The organism is Pseudomonas sp. H1_D04 (assembly GCF_054683855.1).
The window spans coordinates 4,901,443-4,918,651 of the sequence record NZ_CP162826.1 but is presented as its reverse complement, the minus strand read 5'-3'; the positions used below and the strand labels follow the sequence as shown (position 1 = coordinate 4,918,651).

8 protein-coding genes are annotated in these 17,209 nt (G+C 61.9%); 5 read left to right on the top strand and 3 right to left on the bottom strand.

Translation table 11 applies throughout. The features are described from left to right. The first annotated feature begins 41 nt into the window (after positions 1-41). The 3 genes from AB4N82_RS22765 to AB4N82_RS22755 are packed head-to-tail and all read left to right on the top strand — an operon-like array spanning position 42 to position 5,508. A complete protein-coding gene (locus tag AB4N82_RS22765; protein ID WP_122765405.1) occupies positions 42-1,283 on the top strand; it encodes an exonuclease SbcCD subunit D C-terminal domain-containing protein in 1,242 nt (413 codons plus the stop codon). After that, positions 1,280-4,918, top strand: coding sequence for an AAA family ATPase (locus AB4N82_RS22760; protein ID WP_460103127.1), 3,639 nt, complete (start codon positions 1,280-1,282; stop codon positions 4,916-4,918). The genes AB4N82_RS22765 and AB4N82_RS22760 overlap by 4 nt, the downstream gene beginning before the upstream one ends. Continuing rightward, positions 4,915-5,508: a glutathione S-transferase gene (locus AB4N82_RS22755; RefSeq protein ID WP_122765407.1), complete on the top strand. Its 594-nt coding sequence runs from the start codon at positions 4,915-4,917 to the stop codon at positions 5,506-5,508. The genes AB4N82_RS22760 and AB4N82_RS22755 overlap by 4 nt, the downstream gene beginning before the upstream one ends. A 33-nt stretch (positions 5,509-5,541) precedes the next feature. On the opposite strand, the gene AB4N82_RS22750 is transcribed toward AB4N82_RS22755, so the two are convergent. From AB4N82_RS22750 to AB4N82_RS22740, 3 genes are all read right to left on the bottom strand, one after another. Then, entirely contained in the window at positions 5,542-5,721 is a 180-nt protein-coding gene (locus tag AB4N82_RS22750) for a hypothetical protein (protein WP_032887221.1), read from the bottom strand. Positions 5,722-5,877: 156 nt separating this feature from the next. Continuing rightward, positions 5,878-7,053, bottom strand: a complete 1,176-nt coding sequence (locus tag AB4N82_RS22745) for a lactonase family protein (RefSeq protein ID WP_032887222.1) — start codon at positions 7,051-7,053, stop codon at positions 5,878-5,880. Then, positions 7,040-7,330: a DUF5629 family protein gene (locus tag AB4N82_RS22740; RefSeq protein WP_122765408.1), complete on the bottom strand. Its 291-nt coding sequence runs from the start codon at positions 7,328-7,330 to the stop codon at positions 7,040-7,042. Before AB4N82_RS22740 ends, AB4N82_RS22745 begins: the two co-directional genes overlap by 14 nt. 208 nt (positions 7,331-7,538) lie before the next feature. Between AB4N82_RS22740 and AB4N82_RS22735 the strand changes: the two genes are divergently transcribed. Both AB4N82_RS22735 and AB4N82_RS22730 read left to right on the top strand, forming a co-directional pair. Next, a complete protein-coding gene (locus AB4N82_RS22735) occupies positions 7,539-12,158 on the top strand; it encodes a hypothetical protein (RefSeq protein ID WP_163034957.1) in 4,620 nt (1,539 codons plus the stop codon). A gap of 114 nt (positions 12,159-12,272) precedes the next feature. Continuing rightward, positions 12,273-17,165, top strand: a complete 4,893-nt coding sequence (locus AB4N82_RS22730; protein ID WP_460103121.1) for a hypothetical protein — start codon at positions 12,273-12,275, stop codon at positions 17,163-17,165. Positions 17,166-17,209: the final 44 nt, after the last annotated feature.

Sequence of the window (17,209 nt, the reverse complement as noted above, 5' to 3'; positions counted from 1 at the left end):
CGGCGGCCATTCACTTTTGTATTTTTTTCACGGAGTTCGCCTTGCGTTTGTTCCACACCTCCGACTGGCACCTTGGCCAAAACCTCCACGGCCAGGAACGCGACTACGAACACGCTTGTTTCCTGGAATGGCTGCTGCGCCAGATCGGCGCCCAACATCCCGATGTGCTGCTGATCGCCGGCGATATCTTCGACACGGTCAACCCGCCGCTCAAGGCACAGGAGCGGCTGTATGACTTCATCATCAGCGCCCACGAGCAAAACCCCAAGCTGACCATTGTGATGATCGCCGGCAACCACGATTCCGGTTCGCGCATCGAGTTGCCTGCACCGTTGATGCGCCGTTTGCGCGCCCATGCCCTCGGGCGCGTGCTGTGGCTCGATGACGGCCAATTGGACGCCGAACGCCTGCTGATTCCACTGCCGGATGCCAAAGGCAAGATCGCCGCGTGGTGCCTGGCATTGCCCTTCTTGCGCCCGGCGGAAGTGACCGGCGCGCACCTGGGTGACGACTACCTGCGCGGTATCGGCCAGGTACATGAATGGTTGATCGCCGCCGCCAACGCCAAACGCAAAAGAGGCCAGGCGCTGATTGCCATCAGCCACGCCCATATGGCCGGTGGTTCAGTGTCGGAAGACTCCGAGCGCAGCCTGATCATCGGCAATGCCGAGGCGCTGCCCGCCAACCTGTTCGACAAAAGTGTCGGCTATGTTGCCCTCGGCCACTTGCACAAGCCGCAAAAGGTGAACGGCGAAGAACGCATTCGCTACAGTGGCTCGCCGATCCCGCTGTCGTTTTCCGAGATCGGCTACAAACACCAGATTCTCGACGTGACGTTCCAGGGCGAACGACTGGTCAGCGTTGAACCGCTCCTGATCCCGCGCTCGGTCAACCTGCAACGGCTGGAGGCCGCGCCCTTGGCCGACATCCTCAAAGCCTTGGCGGACTTGCCCGATGTCGACCTGCTCGCCGAAACCCAGCGCCACCCCTGGCTCGAAGTACGTGTGCGCCTTGACGAGCCGCAGCCTGACCTGCGCCAGCAAATCGAAAGCGCCCTGCAAGGCAAGGCCGTGCGCCTGGTGCGCATCGCCGCTGAATACGCAGGCAAACGCGGCAGCGATGCCACTGACGAAGAACGCTTGATCGAACTCGACCAACTCACGCCGCAAGAGCTGTTCAGCCGCGCCTGGCAGGACAGCTACGGCAGCGACGTGGATGAGCAGACCTTAAAGGACTTCGCCGTGCTGCTCCAGGAAGTGCAACAGCAGGAGGAACAGCCATGAAAATTCTCGCCATCCGCCTGAAGAACCTCGCCTCCCTGGCCGGCCCATTCGAGATCGACCTTACCGCCGAGCCCCTGGCCAGCGCGGGCTTGTTCGCAATCACCGGGCCTACCGGCGCCGGTAAAAGTACCCTGCTCGATGCGCTGTGCCTGGCGCTATTCGGCGCCGTGCCACGGCTGGGCGATACCGGCCAGGCGAAAATGCCGGATGCCGACAGCGATATTTCCATCGGCGACCCGCGCACCCTGATCCGTCGCGGCACCGGCGGCGGTTATGCCGAAGTGGATTTTGTCGGTGTCAGCGGCCGTCGCTATCGCGCGCGCTGGGAAGCCAATCGTGCCCGCGACAAAGCCAGTGGCAAACTGCAAAACAGCCGTCAAAGCCTGATTGACCTGGACAGCGACCAACTGCTGGCCAGCCAGAAGACCGAATACAAGACCCAGCTGGAACTGGCCCTGGGCCTGAATTTCGAGCAGTTCACCCGCGCCGTGCTGCTGGCGCAAAGTGAGTTCAGCGCGTTTCTCAAGGCCAACGACAACGAGCGCAGCGAACTGCTGGAAAAGCTCACCGATACCGCGTTGTACACCCAACTCGGCCGTCGCGCCTTCGAAAAGGCCAAGGAGGCCAAGGACGCGCACAAACAGTTGCAGGACCAGGCCACCGGCGTAGTGCCCCTGGCCGCTGAAGCGCGCGCCGAACTGGATCAGCAACTGACCGACGCCCAGCAACACCTCAAGGCCCAGCAGGCCCAGCTCAAGCAACTGGAGTTGCAGCACACTTGGCTTAAGGAGTTGCGTGAGTGGCAGGATCGCCAACGCGCTGCCACCGAGCAGTTGCAACGCGCAGAGACAGATTGGGCTAACCAGGGCTCAGAGCGCCAGGACCTCAATCGCCTGGAGCAATTGGCACCGCAGCGCCATCATTTCGCACGCTTGAGTGAACTCGACACGTTGCTTCAGCCATTGGCCGTGCAGATTCAGCAGCATATCGAGCAGCAAAACGCCCTGCATAGCCGTCAGCAACAAGCCCAACAGCAACAATCGAACGCGCAAACGGCCCTGGCCCAGGCCTTGAAAAACCAGGCAGACGCCGTCCCGCTATTGCGCCAGGCCTTTGAAGCACAAAGCACCCTGGCTCACTTGACTCGGGATTTGAGCAAGCGCGCCGAGGAAAAACAGCAGCAGGAACACGCCTGCACCGAAGGCCACGCCCTGCTCAAGGGCCTGCAAGACAAACACACCCACGTCGCCGAGCGGCTGCAACGCTTGTCGGCCGAGCTTGAGCGCAATGCCGCACTCGCCCCTCTGAGCGATGCCTGGAACGCCTACCGTGACCGCCTGCAACAGCTGATGCTGATCGGCAACCGCCTGAAAAAAGGCCAGGCCGAACTGCCTCAACTGGAACAGCGCGCCACCACGGCCGCAGAGAAATTTTCCCAGCAACGCGAAGCCCTCGACCTGCTCTATCAAGAAGCCGGCGCCGAACCCCACGCCGTGGCCGAACAGGTGCAGTTGCTGGCCAGTCTGTTGCACGACAACCGCAAACAACAACGTGCCTTCGAAGACCTGATACGCCTGTGGGACAGCCAGCAGCAGTTGGACCAGCAAGCGGCTGCGCTCACGCAAAAGCTCGCCGATGCCGCGCAGAAACGGGAGCAGTTGAACCAGACAGGCCTGCAAACCAAGGCCGAACTGGCCGTTGCCGAACAGACCCTGACGGTGACCAAACACCTGCTGGAACGCCAGCGCCTGGCGCGCAGTGCCAGCGTCGAGGAACTGCGCGCACAGTTGCAGGATGACCAGCCGTGCCCGGTGTGCGGCAGCCATGAGCACCCGTATCATCAGCCCGAAGCGTTGCTGCACAGTCTCGGCCGCCATGATGAAAACGAAGAGGCCAACGCGCAGAAAACCGTCGATACCCTCAAGGAAAAACTCAACGAACTGCGTGGTGAAGTGGGCGGTTTGATCGCCCAGCAAAAGGAATTCCTGCACCAGCAGGAGCAGTTGGCAAACCAGCAGCAGGGCCTCACACCCAGCCTTGAGGCGCACCCATTGTCCGCCTCGCTGTTCAACCAGGACGTGGCCCAGCGAAGCAGTTGGTTGACCCAGCAACTGAGCCAACTGACCGAACGCACCACCCAGGACGAGCAACGCCAGAGCGCCCTGCTCAACCTGCAACAAAATGCCGGACGCCTGCAGCAGCAACTGCAGATCGCTCAGGATGCGAGCCAGCAGGCCCGCCAATTGATGCTGGATCAGCAGCGCGAACTGTCCAACGACCGCGAGCGTCTTGAAGAAGAACTACACGCCTTCGCCAGCCTCTTGCCGGCCGAGACCCTTGAAGGCTTGCGCAGCGAACCGGCCGCGACCTTTATGCTGCTCGACCAGCAGGTCAGTCAGCGCCTTGAACAACTGGGCCAACAACGCGATGAGCTGGTCGAGCAGCAGGAACGCCAGCAGGCCATCGAGAAAGAGCACACCCATCAGCAACATCGTCTGGCGCAGCTCGAGACATTGAACCAACAAGTCAGCGAGTTGGCAGCGCAACAACAGGCCGCCCAGGAAACTCTCGGCACCTTGCTGGGCGAGTACGCCAGCGCCGAACAGTGGCAGCAGCAACTGGAACAGGCCGTGGTGCAATCGCGCCAGAGCGAAACCGACGCCAACCAACAGTTGCAGGTCCTGCACAACGAACTGATCCAACTGGCGGCCGATCTCAAGGCTCAACAGGAGCGTGCGCAAGCACTGCAAGCCGAGCAACAGGCCCTTGATACGCGCCTGGCTGAGTGGCGTGCCCAGCACCCGGAACTCGACGACACTGGCCTCACCCGCCTGCTGGCCTTCGACGACGCTCAGGTCAACGCCCTGCGCCAGCATCTGCAGGCCAGCGAAAAGGCCGTCGAACAAGCCAAGGTGTTGCTGCTGGAGCGCGAACAACGCCTTGCCGAGCACCAGGCCCTGCACAACGGCAACCTCGACGCCGAACAACTGGACAGCACCCTCGCCGCCCTCAACCAGCAATTGGCCGAGGGCGAAAAACAGGTCGCTGAATTACGCGCGCGCCAGTCCGAAGACCAGCGGCGCCAAGAAGCCAACGCGGCGCTGGCGCTGACCACCGCCAACGCCTATGAGGAATGGCAGCGTTGGGCACGTCTAGAATCGCTGATCGGCTCGGCCAGCGGCGACAAATTCCGCAAGCTCGCACAGGCTTACAACCTCGACCTGCTGGTGCATCACGCCAACGTGCAATCGCGCCAACTGGTGCGCCGCTATCGCCTCAAGCGCGGCGGCAGCATGTTGGGGTTGCTGGTGATGGACACGGAAATGGGTGATGAACTTCGCTCTGTGCACTCGTTGTCCGGCGGCGAGACGTTCCTGGTGTCGCTGGCATTGGCCCTGGGCCTGGCATCGATGGCGTCGAGCACGTTGAAAATCGAGTCGCTGTTTATCGACGAAGGTTTCGGCAGCCTGGACCCCGAGTCATTGCAGTTGGCGATGGATGCACTGGACGGTTTGCAGGCCCAAGGTCGCAAGGTGGCGGTGATTTCCCACGTACAGGAAATGCACGAGCGCATCCCGGTGCAGATCCAGGTCATGCGCCAGGGCAATGGTTTGAGCACGCTGGAGGTCAAGTGAGCGAAGTGTTGCTGTATTCGTTTCGGCGCTGCCCGTACGCCATGCGCGCTCGTCTGGCGCTGCGCTACTCGGGGGTGTCGATGCGTATTGTCGAGGTGAGCCTCAAGGCCAAGCCGGCCGAGATGCTGGCGCTTTCGCCCAAGGGTACGGTGCCGGTGCTGGTGGTGGATGGCGTGGTCATCGACGAGAGCCTGGCGATCATGCAATGGGCCCTGGCGCAGCATGATCCTGACGATTGGTTGCTACAGGGCAACCCGGCCACGCTGGCACTGATCGCCGAGAATGATCTGGGGTTCAAACAGCACTTGAATCGATACAAGTACCCCGAACGCTACCCCGAGCAGCCGATGGAACATTATCGGGCCGAGGGTGAGGTGTTCTTGCAAAAGCTGGAAGGATTGCTGGCGCAGCGAGATTACTTGCTGGCCGATCACCTAAGCCTTGCCGATGTGGCACTGGCGCCGTTTGTGCGCCAGTTTGCCCATGTGGATCGGGAATGGTTTGCGGGGACGCCGTATCACCGGCTTCAGGCCTGGCTGCAACGCTTTCTGGAATCGCCGTTGTTTATCGCGGTGATGGCCAAACCCTGAGCCCTACCACATCAGATCTCACACACCTGTCGCTCAGTGCTGGGTTTTGTGATCCAGCGCCGCATAGAAGTTGGCACTTTGTTGCAGGTATTTCTGGGTGTACGCGGTGGTGCCGGACTGTTTGCCGCTGACTTCCACGCTGGCGGCGGCAGGCAAGGCAACGGTGGCGGAAACGGCGGAAGCGGCGATGATCGAGAAGAGATTGAAGTTCATGTCGGTAGCCCTTGTATTCGTTTGGTTGAGTGGCCTGGGAAGGCCTTGGAACCCAACTTACGCCCGAGGGTTAAACCTTAGAAATGCTTTGAAACATTAGCCGCTATTAATGCAATTAATACAAAGGCTCAGGCCCCGCACTGCGGGGCCTGTGGCTTATTGACGCACCAGGAACTTGAGGTCGCTGGGCGCATCGATCGGCAATTTCTGCACGGTTTTACCCAGCAGGCCGGTCTTGGGGTCGCGTTCGACGACCACGATTTCATTGCTTTTCTGGTTGGCGAACAGTAGGAACCTGCCGCTCGGGTCCAGGCTGAATTCGCGCGGATGGTCGCCTTCTACGGAACGGCGCTGCAGTTCCTTGAGGTGCCCGGTCGCCGGGTCGATGCTGAATACCAGCAGCTGATTGGCCGTGCCGCGGTTGCTCAGGTACAGGAATTTGCCGTCGCTGGATGCGTGCAACGCTGCGCCGGCCTTGTCCGACACCGGTTGCCCGGCGGCGAAATCTACCAACTGGGTCTGCGTAAGTGTGCCGTCGTGGTAGTCGAACACCGCGACCTGGGCGCTCATTTCGGTCGTCAGCCAGGCGTGCTTGCCATCGGCGCTGAACAGCAAGTGACGCGGCCCGCTTCCCGGTGGCAGTTGCACCGAGGCCGGGGAAGCCGGCGTCAGTGGTTGCTCGTGGTTGGCCTTGGGGTCATAGCGGTAAGCAAACACTTTATCTGCCCCCAGGTCCTGCACGAACACGTACTTGCCATCCGGCGCCGACACCACCGAGTGCACATGGTTGGAGGCCTGACGCTCGGGGTTGACCCGGCTGGCGGGGTGTCCGCTCAACTGCACCGGTGCCGACAGCTTGCCCTCGGCATCCACCGGCAGCACCGCCAGGCTGCCGCCCGGATCCTCCTTCACTGAATAGTTGGCGACAAACAAGTAACGTCCATCGGCGGCAATGCTGGAGTGAGTCGGCTCATTACCCAGGCTCTGCACCTGGTTGATCAGGGTCAGTTGCTGATTCTTCGGGTCGATGCGATAGCTGCTCACGCGGCCGACCGGGTCTTTCTGGCCTGGGCCGTTTTCATTGACTACGAACAGATGGGTCTGGTCCTTGGAAAGGGTCAGCCACGACGGATTGTCCGCCTTGGCCGCCAACACCGGCTGGCCCTGAAACCGGCCTGTGCGGCTGTCGAATTGCAGGCGGTAAATCCCTTCGCTGCTGCCGGCGGTGTAGCTGCCTACCAACAGTTCATAGGTCTCGGCCGGCGCGGCCTGTACCGACATCGCACCGACACTGCCCGCCATCAACAGGGGCCAGAATTTACGCATCATCATGCTCGTCTTCCTCGTCGTTATTGTTGCCGGTGAAAGCACTCATGCACACGAGACGGTGCTCGCCCGAGTCACCGGTGAGGGTCCAGCTTTGCAACGTTTCATCAAAGGTCGCGGCCTGTACTTGCGCCACGCTGAAGGACCAGCGCTTTTCAGCGCGTCCGTCGATGCAGGTGATCACCAGCGCCTGATCGTCGAGGGTGAAATCAAAGGCGTGCAACCCATCGACTTCGAGCATATCGGTGTTGGCAAGTTCAGTAATGAGGCTAGCGGCAGTCATCGGGATCGTTCACGCAAAGAAAAGAGCGTGATGATAAGCCAATTCCTCACGCCCTTCCCCCATCGCGTTGCCCAACGATATCCGGATACCGCCAGCGCGTGCGCCGACTTGCCATTCTTGGTCCACATCCGTGGCGCATGGCCCACCGACCAGCACCCCGGCCACTGCGATTGAAGCCCGCATCCGCACGAAAAGGATTTTCATCCCTATGCAACCGTTATCGTCTCCTCCCCTAACCGTCCAGGCCGTCAGCCGCCAGTTCGCCACCCGCCCCAGCCTCATGCCCTTGGTCCAGACCCTGCTCGGCAACGCCCTGCGCGAACGCTACCCCTCGTTGAGCATTGACCTGGCCCTTACGCACCTGGCAATCCCGCAAGCGACTAAGGGCTGGACGTTTCAGCCATTGATGGACGTCATCTTCAATTACCTCGCCGGTATCGGGCCATTGGATCTCAGTGAGGCGTACGGTATCGATCACTACCTCTCGGACGTACCGCCCAAACGCCTGAAACTGCCGGGCCTGACCCGCGAAAAGCTGGAGATGACGGTGGTCCAATCGCTGATCCAGGATCTGTGTTCGACACTGCCCATTGCCGCACAGGACGCATTGGCCCATTACTGGAATGAGCCCTCGGGCACGGGCGGCAGCCGCTGGCGTTGGCTCAGCGACATGCTCATGACCACCCTGCAAGCCAGCGCCTTGCGTCAGACCGACCTGGATGCGGACGTGCGGCAGACCCTTGACCAACTCATTGGCACCCCGGACCGCGAACAGCGGATCGCGCGATATGGTGAGCATGCGGTATACGCCTACAGCCTGGAGACACAACTGGATAACGCAGGCCAAACCACGCGCGTGTTGTCAGAGCAGTTGCTACTGACGCGTGCCATCAACGGCAAAGCGCCGGTGCTGCTGTGTTCCCCCGGCGGGCGTGTCGAGGGGTTCTCGTCCATGGATGCCTTCACCCTTGCCTGGGGCGAGCGCGCCGCAGCCCAGTACGAGGCAGAGACGATCACCTGCAATCGTTACGAGCCCGAGGGCTCGATCTTTGATTACCAGGCCACGACGCTGTTTAACCTGCAAATGGAACGCCTGGCCGCTCTGAAACTGCCCCTGGAACAACGCCAGGAAACCCTGCAGGCGCTGTACCTGCGGCTCACCGACCCCGGCGAGTTTTTCCTGGATGCGCAAGACGGCGCCGTCCGCACCCTCGATGCCGTGCGCGCTCGGTTGCCGGATGCCTTGCGCGATGCGGCCCCCGGATACCGCGAGCGATACCGGCAATACAGCCTGGCCCTGGCCACCGCCAAACAGTGGGCGCGTGGGCGCTCTTTTCTCACCGGCATCGACGATATCCACACCTACACCGTGCATGCCCTGCAGCAAGCACTTGACCATGAGGCGAGCGCTGCCGGTGACACCGCCGGGCAAGTGGCCCTCCACCCTGATGACCTGCAACTGACGTTCGTCGTTGCCGCGGGCTACCCAGGCACCGTGGGTATTGTCGAACGTGTCCACATGAGCCTGACGGAACTGGCGCTCAAGAACCTGGCAGGCCTGCCCAGCGGCGAGTTATCCATAGCCCATCGCCAGGGCACACTATTACCGGCCTGGTTGACCCGCGAAACGGTGATTGGCGGCAACGGATTGATCAAGCGCGTCGACATCGGCAAGCACTACCCCGAGTTGCTCAAGCAAGCGCTGTTGAGCGACACCCCAGAGGCGCGGGAGCGGGAAACACTGTTCGCCGCTCAGCAGCCGATGCAACTGTGCTTGCTGGCGCTGGAACTGAGCCTCAAGGGCGAAGCCGGCATCACGCCACAAGGCGCCCGTATGGTGGCGGCGTTGATGCAAGGGAGCAGCGCTGAACAGAAGGTCGACGGCAAGCCGGTGGTGATCCGTCACCTGTCCTTTTTGCGCAGCCCCGGCGCAAAGGCCGACAAGGTCAGCGCCATGTACTTGATCGAGTTCCAGAACAGTGAACGCGGCCCGCATCTGCTTTACCGGCCCTTGTATGCCCAAGCATTGCAGGAGTTCTCCAGCCGAGCGGCGCTGTTCCAGGCCATTGCGCAACCGGGTGAATTGCAAACCAGTCTCCTGACCTGGCTATCCGATACCGCCCGACCGATTTACGACCACGGCGGTTTTCAGGAGCCCCATTATCTGCGTTTTGGCCAGGGCGATGAGTTCGCGCCGCGCCGCACGCCGCCACCGGCGACATTCGCCAGCGACGGCGCCAACGACGAACTGCACCAGTGCCTGGTCACCGGGCGGCTGATGACTTACCTGTTCAGCGACCACAGCCGGGCCTTGATTGAACAGGCCGAGCGCGAGTCCACGTCCAACAGTGAAAGTCGCTGGCAGGTGCTGATGGAGGGCGGGAGTTTGTTGTTCGGCAGCTTGCTGCAACCACTTTTGTCAGGCCCGTCAATGATAGTGGGATGGTTGTTGGCGCTGTACAGCAGCCTCAGCCAGGACATTCAGTTGCTCGACAGTTCATCCGCCACGTCTCGCGAGCAAGGCGCGATCGACCTGTTGCTCACTGTCGCAACACTGCTGCTGGAATCCCCGCTGGCCCCCACTGCCCCGCCCCCAGCCGTGGCGCTACGCGTGCCGCAGCGACGCCTGCAGACATGGCCGGCGCCCGCACCTGCACGGATTCGCCAAGGCACCGTTGCATTGCCCGGCGTGCAGCCACAAGGCTTGCACACCGCCGTGGATTTCAGCTACGCCCAGGCCCGTTATCGCCTTACGCCCAGCCAGCGCGCCAACCTCGCGTCACTCAAGGTGCCGATGCCGGGTGACCTGCCACAGCCGGTCTTGAATGGCCCCCGCAAGGGCTTGTACCTCATCGATAACCGCTGGCATGCGCAGGTCGACAGCGACCTGTTCCGCGTCAACCTGGAGGACGATGGCAGCGTGCGAATTACCGACCCCACCGATGCCCAACGGCCTGGCCCTTACCTGCGCGACGACGGCCAGGGCATCTGGTCAGTGGACTCCCGGCTGCGCCTGCGCGGTGGCATGCCGCCAAAGCGCATTGCTGCCGAGCGCGAGCGCAAGGCCAACCGCGTCAAGGCATTGGAAGATGACCTTCAGGCCTACTTGCAAACTCAGCCCGAGGTCGACAAGGCAGAAGCCCGGCAGACCGGTTTAAGCGGCAAGCCACTGGCAGAGGCACGTCAGCAGTACGATGCCGCCCTTGAGAAACAAAGCCTGCACCAGCAGCAGATCCTGGACAGCCTCAAGGAGCGTGAAGCCTTAAACGTTCCCTTATCGCTGACAAAAACCCTGGACCTGTTGCACGACGCCGTTCTCAATGCCCGTAAACATGTGGCCATTGCCGAGCTCGACAGAGAAGACCTGTACCGCGCCCACCCGCAGTTCCGGCGTGAAGGTCCCGGTTTCAATGTGGCAGTCGTGCTTGAACGCAACCGCTATCGCCAGTTCACGTCCCAGCTGGCAGACATCAATGAGCGCAGTATCCGCTGGCTTGAACGCCAGGCGCGCCACCTTGAACACATGCAGTCAATGGGCTCCAGCGGCGCCAAACGATTCAACGAGATGACTGCCAATCGGGTGAACGAGATCAGCGCGCTGTCCATCAAGGACTTGCAACTGCGCACCTTGAAATACCTGAGCGTGAAGGATTTCGGGCACCCGCTGTTCAAGGCGATGGATAACATTGTCAGCCCGCTGCAGCAGCAGGTACGCACCCACGCCGAACTCAACGGCCTGGTGCTGTCATCCAGTGATCGGCTGAGTGTGTTGGAAAGTCTGGTGGAGCATTACGGCCGTGCGCTGGATGGGTTGCTCGGGTTGGAAATTGTCGACGTCGAGGGCCTGGACGTGACGTTCAGCGGCCGGTTGCTGAACCTGGTCCGCGGGCTTTACGACGAGGTAACACAACGTCTGTTCAGGGAGGTCAGACCGATTGCACACACCAGCAGCCAGCCGCCCAGGCCTGTGCCGGCTCAGGCCCCGGCGGCCACATCGGCGAAACGGGTAATCAAGACCCGGCGCAGGGGCACGCTGATCGGCGACGTGCAGCGGGTGCACAACGTTGAAGTGGTCGAAGTACGCAACGAGAACACCCGGCAAGTGGTCGAGAGCTATTCACAGCAGGGCGATGTATGGGTCGAGTATGTGGTGCAGACGCCGCCCCAGGCGCCCGTCCCACCGCGCAGCCTGAGCCAGGTCAAGGGTGAAGCGCGCAAGTTGCTGGCCATGCTGGATGATCATCTGCGCAGGGCCGAGCATTACAAAAAAAGCAGCAGGCACCCCCAGGAGGTCCAGGAGGTCCTGGATTACGAAGCGGCTCGCTATGACAAACTCGCCACCGAGTTGGACCAGGCCATCGCCGCTCAGCCCGAGAGTGCCAGGACCACCGCTGACCAGGCACTGGCCAGCGACATGCGTAAGGCCGGTGAACGCTTGAGTGCCTTGGGCCAGACATTGCGGCACCAACTGAGCCTGGAACTGCCGCCCACCCACGGCAATCTGGAATACCTGCTCAACCAGCGCCAGGTCAACGTGGCCAAGTTGGGCGGGCGGACCCGATTGAAGGGTGAGCGCCAGGACTTCATCCAGGAGTACGCGATCAATGATCCCAAAGGCTACCCGGTGTGGTATGCGCATTTTCACTACCCCACCGCAGACACCGCAGGGGCCGATTACACCGCCGCGCACATGAAAACCCGCGAACAGCGCAAGCAAAGCTATTACTCGTTGCTCGCCAAGGCGCAGGGCCCGCAGGCAGTGGTCGACGTACACCGAGGCTTGATTGGCGAGGCGCTGGCGCAGCGCTGGTTCTTATCGTTCCCGTAATAAACCGGCCCGAGCCGTTCGCGCACGTGTGCACTATCGGGCTACCGCATCAGGCATGGCGTTGGCGTTAGGTTAGACGGGCATTCGCTTATCCAACGTAAAGGAATACCTTTCATGCCAATCGTCACGCCGATCCCGGCGGAAAACATGCTGAAAGCCGTGATAAAGGGGCAGTTTTCAACGCGCCCCGCCCTGCGGTCGGTAGTTGCAGAAATGCTGGCCCGCACCCTGAAAGAACACTACCCGCCCCTGTCCATCGCCCCTTCGGATCTGTACATGGCGCTCCCCCGTGAGGGGGGCGGCCGGGCACTGCGGCCGCTGCTGGATGTGGCGCTGCAATTCCTTGCCGACGGCCATTTCCCCGACCTTTCATTGAGTTACGGGTTGGACGCCTACCTGAGCGACGCCACCGGCAGCCGACTCACGTTTCAAGCCGATGGCGAGCGCAGCTACGACCTGAACGTCTTCGAAAACGCGATACGGGAACTGCCCTTGATCCTGTTTGTCGGGGCCCAAGAGGCGCTGGCCGCGTATTGGGAACAGGACAGCGATACCGGCGTCAGTCGCTGGCAATGGTTGGCCGAAGTGCTGCGCGGCGCATTCAGGGCCAGCGCCGTCCGTCAATCGGGGGACGACACCCAGCAACTGCAGATACTGAGCACCCTGGCCGACTATCCCAGCCGAGAAACCAGGACCGAGCAGCCATGGCCTGCCAATGCGATCCACGCCTACACCCTGGAAACCCAGCTTGTACAAGGCAGCACATCACTGACGCAGCAGGCCAGCGATATTCTGCTGGTCAGCGGCACGCGCGTGCTGCTGTGCGGTTTGTCCGGCCGGATCGATTCCTACGCCAGCCTGGATGCATTCGGCGAGGCATGGGGTAAACACATCCAGGCAGAGGAGATGGCCGACACCATCACTTGGCGCCTGTACGAGCCCGATGGCGATATTTTCGAAGTGCAGGCGGCGCTGGTATTGGATCGGCAACTGGAGAACCTGGCCAGTCTGCGCCTGCCTGCGGGCACCAGCGTCAAGGCGTTGGAACAGCAGTTTGCGGCAATCACCGACCTGGCGAGCCTGTTCACCGACTCCCCCGCCATCGCCAGCCATCCCGCGCCGGCGATCGAGGCGGCCCTGCCCGGCTGGCTGCAAAACGCCTCGGCGGCCGATCGTTTCGCGTTTTCTCAGTGCCTGCTCGAACAGGCCAGCCTTCGGCGTCTGAATCAAGGCAAACACTACCTCGATGATCTCGAGGATATTCGCAGCTATGCCGCCAGCCATCTGGATCACCAACTGTGCCTGGACCGCAACGCCACCGAACACGGCGAACGCAGCTGCAAGGAACTTGCCCAGGGCGCCTACCGGGCCGAAGCACTGCAACTGACCTTCGAAGTGCCGGTGGGCACCCTGCAAAGTGGCTACATCGACCGCGTGTCAATGAGCCTGGTCGACCTGGCGCTCAAGAACCTTTCAGGTAAACCTGCCGGCCGCATGACGGTGCGCCATGCGGATGGCCAGCCGGTCGACAGCAGCCTGACCCCGGAGTACCTGCTCGCGCTGGTGCAGCGCATCGATGTCGGGCGCAACTACCCGGCTTACCTTCACCAGTCACTGCTCGGCGAGGACGCCCAGGCGCAAGAGCGCAAGCGGCTGTTCCTTGTGCAGCGTCCCATCGACCTGAAAACCCAGGCCCTGGAATACAAGATCAAAGGCCAAGCCGGGCTTACGTCGCGAGGACTGCGCTATGTCGAAGCAGTGCTGGGCACCCACAGTACCGAGCGCTGGGCGGGCATGGATGAAGTGGTCATGCGTGTGCTCGCCTTTCAACGCAAGCCCGGCGCCAAGGCGGACGGGGTGCAGAATATGTTCATCATCGAGCCGCGCAACGGGCAGCCGGGCCCGCGCTTGTTGTATCGCCCGGCGTATCGGGATTCGCTGTTGGAATTCACCGACCGCGCCAGTCTGCTGGCCGCCATCGCCGAGCCCGGCGAGCTGCAGGACAGCGTCCTGGCCTGGATGGAAGACCCTGCCAGAGCGGTGTACAGCAACGGCGGGTTCCGGGAACCCCATTACGTGCGTGTCAGCGGCATAGGTTCCGAGTTCGACCCCTTGCCGTCCATTCCACGCCCCGCGACGCTGGCCCCGCCGAGTGATGAAAGCAGCGATCAAATCCTCCAGGCGCTGGGCAACAACCAACTGATGGACTACCTGTACGAGTGCGAAGCGCGGCAACTGCAGGAGCAAGCCGACCGTGATTCGACCTCCAACGCCGAAAGCCGCTGGGCGCTGATTCTCGAAGGCGTGCAACTGGGCTTCAACACCTTGCTGATGCTGGTGCGTGGGCCCTTGGCAGCGGTGGGCTGGTTCATGCAGTTGGCCCTGAGCCTCAAGCAGGACATACCAGCCCTGGAAAGCCAAGACCCGATTGCCCGTGAACTGGCGTGGGTCGACCTGCTGCTCAACACCAGCATGGTTCTGATTCACCTGGGGATACGCGACCACGTAGCGCAGGCCCCTGCGCAAGCGGAGATCCCACGGTTGCCATTGCAACACCCGCAGGGCCAGGCCATCTCGACCCCGGCCGTGGTGCAACGGGGCATTATCGGCTTGCCTGCCGAACCGCCCGGCGGCGGCCGCACCCTGTTGGATATCGACCGCTCCCTGGCCAGCGACAGGGCCGCGACACGTTTGTTAAGGAAACTGCTGGAGGTCAATGTGCCCTGGCCTGAACACGCCCCGGACCCCGTGGCGCTCGGCCCTTATCGCGGGTTGTTCAAGATCGGCCAGCGCTGGCACGCCACGGTGGGCGGCCTGCTGTTTCGCGTCAACATTACCCCGGACGCGGACGACGTATTCATCATTGACCCGAACAAACCCGATCACCCCGGCATCAAGCTGCGCACCGATGGCAAGGGCCACTGGACCCTAGACCGCGGGCTCAAGCTGGCGGGCGGCGGTCCCAAGCGCCTGGCAACGCTGCGCGAGGAGAATCGTCGCCAGGCGGTGCAATTGAAGGACCGGATGGACACGCTCAATGCGCAGATTTCCCCGGACATGGCCGAGTTCAGAGATTGGTTGACCCGCCTTAACAATAACCGCGCGGTCCTGATCAAGCAGACCACTACGTTGAAACTGGTGTGGAACCTGCTGCAAAAAGCCACCGATGCGCAGAGACCCGCGATCGAAGCACGGCATCAGCAGGAGATAGCGGCCTATTCGAAGGCGCGCACCGACTATGAGGTGGTCCTGGATAAACTCGAGCAGAGTTACGCCAAGGTACTGCCAAAGCGCATCGAGCTGTACAAGGTAGGTCAGGACCTGCAGAAATACGCGGGTGCCGGCCCCCATGTGCAGGACCAGGCCATCACGCTCAAAACGCTTTGGGACGAGCAAATGCGCACGCATTTCCACCTGCAGAAATGGGCCGACACCTTTATGTTCACTGAGCGTGGTGAGCCCATGAGCCACCTGGCCAGCCGGATGCGCGAGGAACTGCGCGAAGGTCGCCCCTGGGCGTATAACGAACATGTGACCCGCTCGATTGAACTGGCGGACGTCGTTCAACGCATGGCGGCCCGCTCGCGCGAGATGGAAACCACCCTTGAGTTGCTGGAACAGGACTCCGTGGCCGGACGCGTGTTGCGCACGCAAGCGTTGTCCAAAATTACGACGTTCCAGCACTTTTTTGCGCAGAACCTGGAGATGCATGCGCTGATCCCGCTCTCGTGGGTGGTGGTGAAATCGTCGGCGCTGGAGGCGTCGCCGCTGGAGGCGCTGTACATCGACCATCTAAACAATTCGAGCCTGGGCCAGGCCTTGCTGTCACATACCGAAGTGCGCAGCAGCAGCGGTTATCCGCTGGATGAGCAACGATTGCTGTACGGCACAATCCTGGACAAGTACCGCAGCTACGAGCAGGCCATCGAGGCGCTCACGTTCATCAATCCGCAACGCGTACACCCCGTGGCCGAACGCCTGCTGGCCGGGCTGAGTCGGGCGCGGACGCTGGCTGAAAACGAGCTGGAAAGTGTGGTGCGCAGCCAGGAAGCACTGGAGGTCGAAGCATCCGCCGCCACGTTGCTCAGGCCGAAAGAGCCGGCCAAACGCATCTTCAAAACCCGTACGCGCACGTACTGGATCGGCGAGCTGAAACCTGTCGATGGTCTACACCCTCGCGAACGGCTCACCATTACCAATAGCCTGACCGGTGAACCCCTGACCACCTTCGACGCGGATGATGCCGGCAGTTGGGTGGAAACGCCCCAGCAACCCATGGCCGCCCCCGAACCGGCGGCGCCGGCCTCTACCCTGGCAATGCTCAAAGACCAGGGCGAGAAAGTGCTGCGGCAACGCCCCGAGATCGAACGGCTCATCAGTGCCCAACAGAAGAAGCTGGAGTCCGCCCTCACCCGGCAAGACGTCAACCCGGCCGACTGGGATGAGTTGCTCACCGGACAGGCCGATAGACTCAACGCACTTGCGGATGAAATCGCACGGGATCACAGTGACCAGCCCAGGGCGCAGGACGCCATCGATCGCTACCGCGCCAACGCCAGGGACATGCAGCGCATGGCCACACGACTGTGCAGCGACGCCTACAAACGCCAGTGGCCGACCCTGGAAAGCCTCGATTACCTCTGGCGACACAAAGAAATCGATATCAACCTGACCAGCCTGGCAGACCCGCAGCGGCCAACCCTCAGTGGGGATTTCTTCACCGAATACGCGGTGTACGACAAAGCGCAAAAGCCGCCCAGTGTGCTGTGGTATGCCCACTTTCACTACGCCACCGCCGACGCGCCGCCTGAGCGCTACACGCGAGCCCACTTGAAACTGGCGAGCCAGCGCAAATACACGCAAAAGGATTTGCTCAAGGAACATGTCCAGGCGAAATTGCGCAGTGAGCAGGCGGCAGGGGCCGACCCAGTGGAAAGAATCCTGTACGTATTGATCGCGCCGCCCCAGGACCAGCTCTTCCTGGCTATCGCCCCAACCATCAATTGACCCTCAACGTCCGGCGTCGCTGACGCCGGACGTTGTGTACCGCC

Excerpts from the sequence above, each read along its gene's own strand:
- AB4N82_RS22760 (WP_460103127.1), top strand. The coding sequence starts at position 1,280 with ATGAAAATTCTCGCCATCCGCCTGAAGAACCTCGCCTCCCTGGCCGGC.
- AB4N82_RS22750 (WP_032887221.1), bottom strand. The coding sequence starts at position 5,721 with ATGAACTTCAATCTCTTCTCGATCATCGCCGCTTCCGCCGTTTCCGCC.
- AB4N82_RS22745 (WP_032887222.1), bottom strand. The coding sequence starts at position 7,053 with ATGATGATGCGTAAATTCTGGCCCCTGTTGATGGCGGGCAGTGTCGGT.
- AB4N82_RS22740 (WP_122765408.1), bottom strand. The coding sequence starts at position 7,330 with ATGACTGCCGCTAGCCTCATTACTGAACTTGCCAACACCGATATGCTC.
- AB4N82_RS22735 (WP_163034957.1), top strand. The coding sequence starts at position 7,539 with ATGCAACCGTTATCGTCTCCTCCCCTAACCGTCCAGGCCGTCAGCCGC.
- AB4N82_RS22730 (WP_460103121.1), top strand. The coding sequence starts at position 12,273 with ATGCCAATCGTCACGCCGATCCCGGCGGAAAACATGCTGAAAGCCGTG.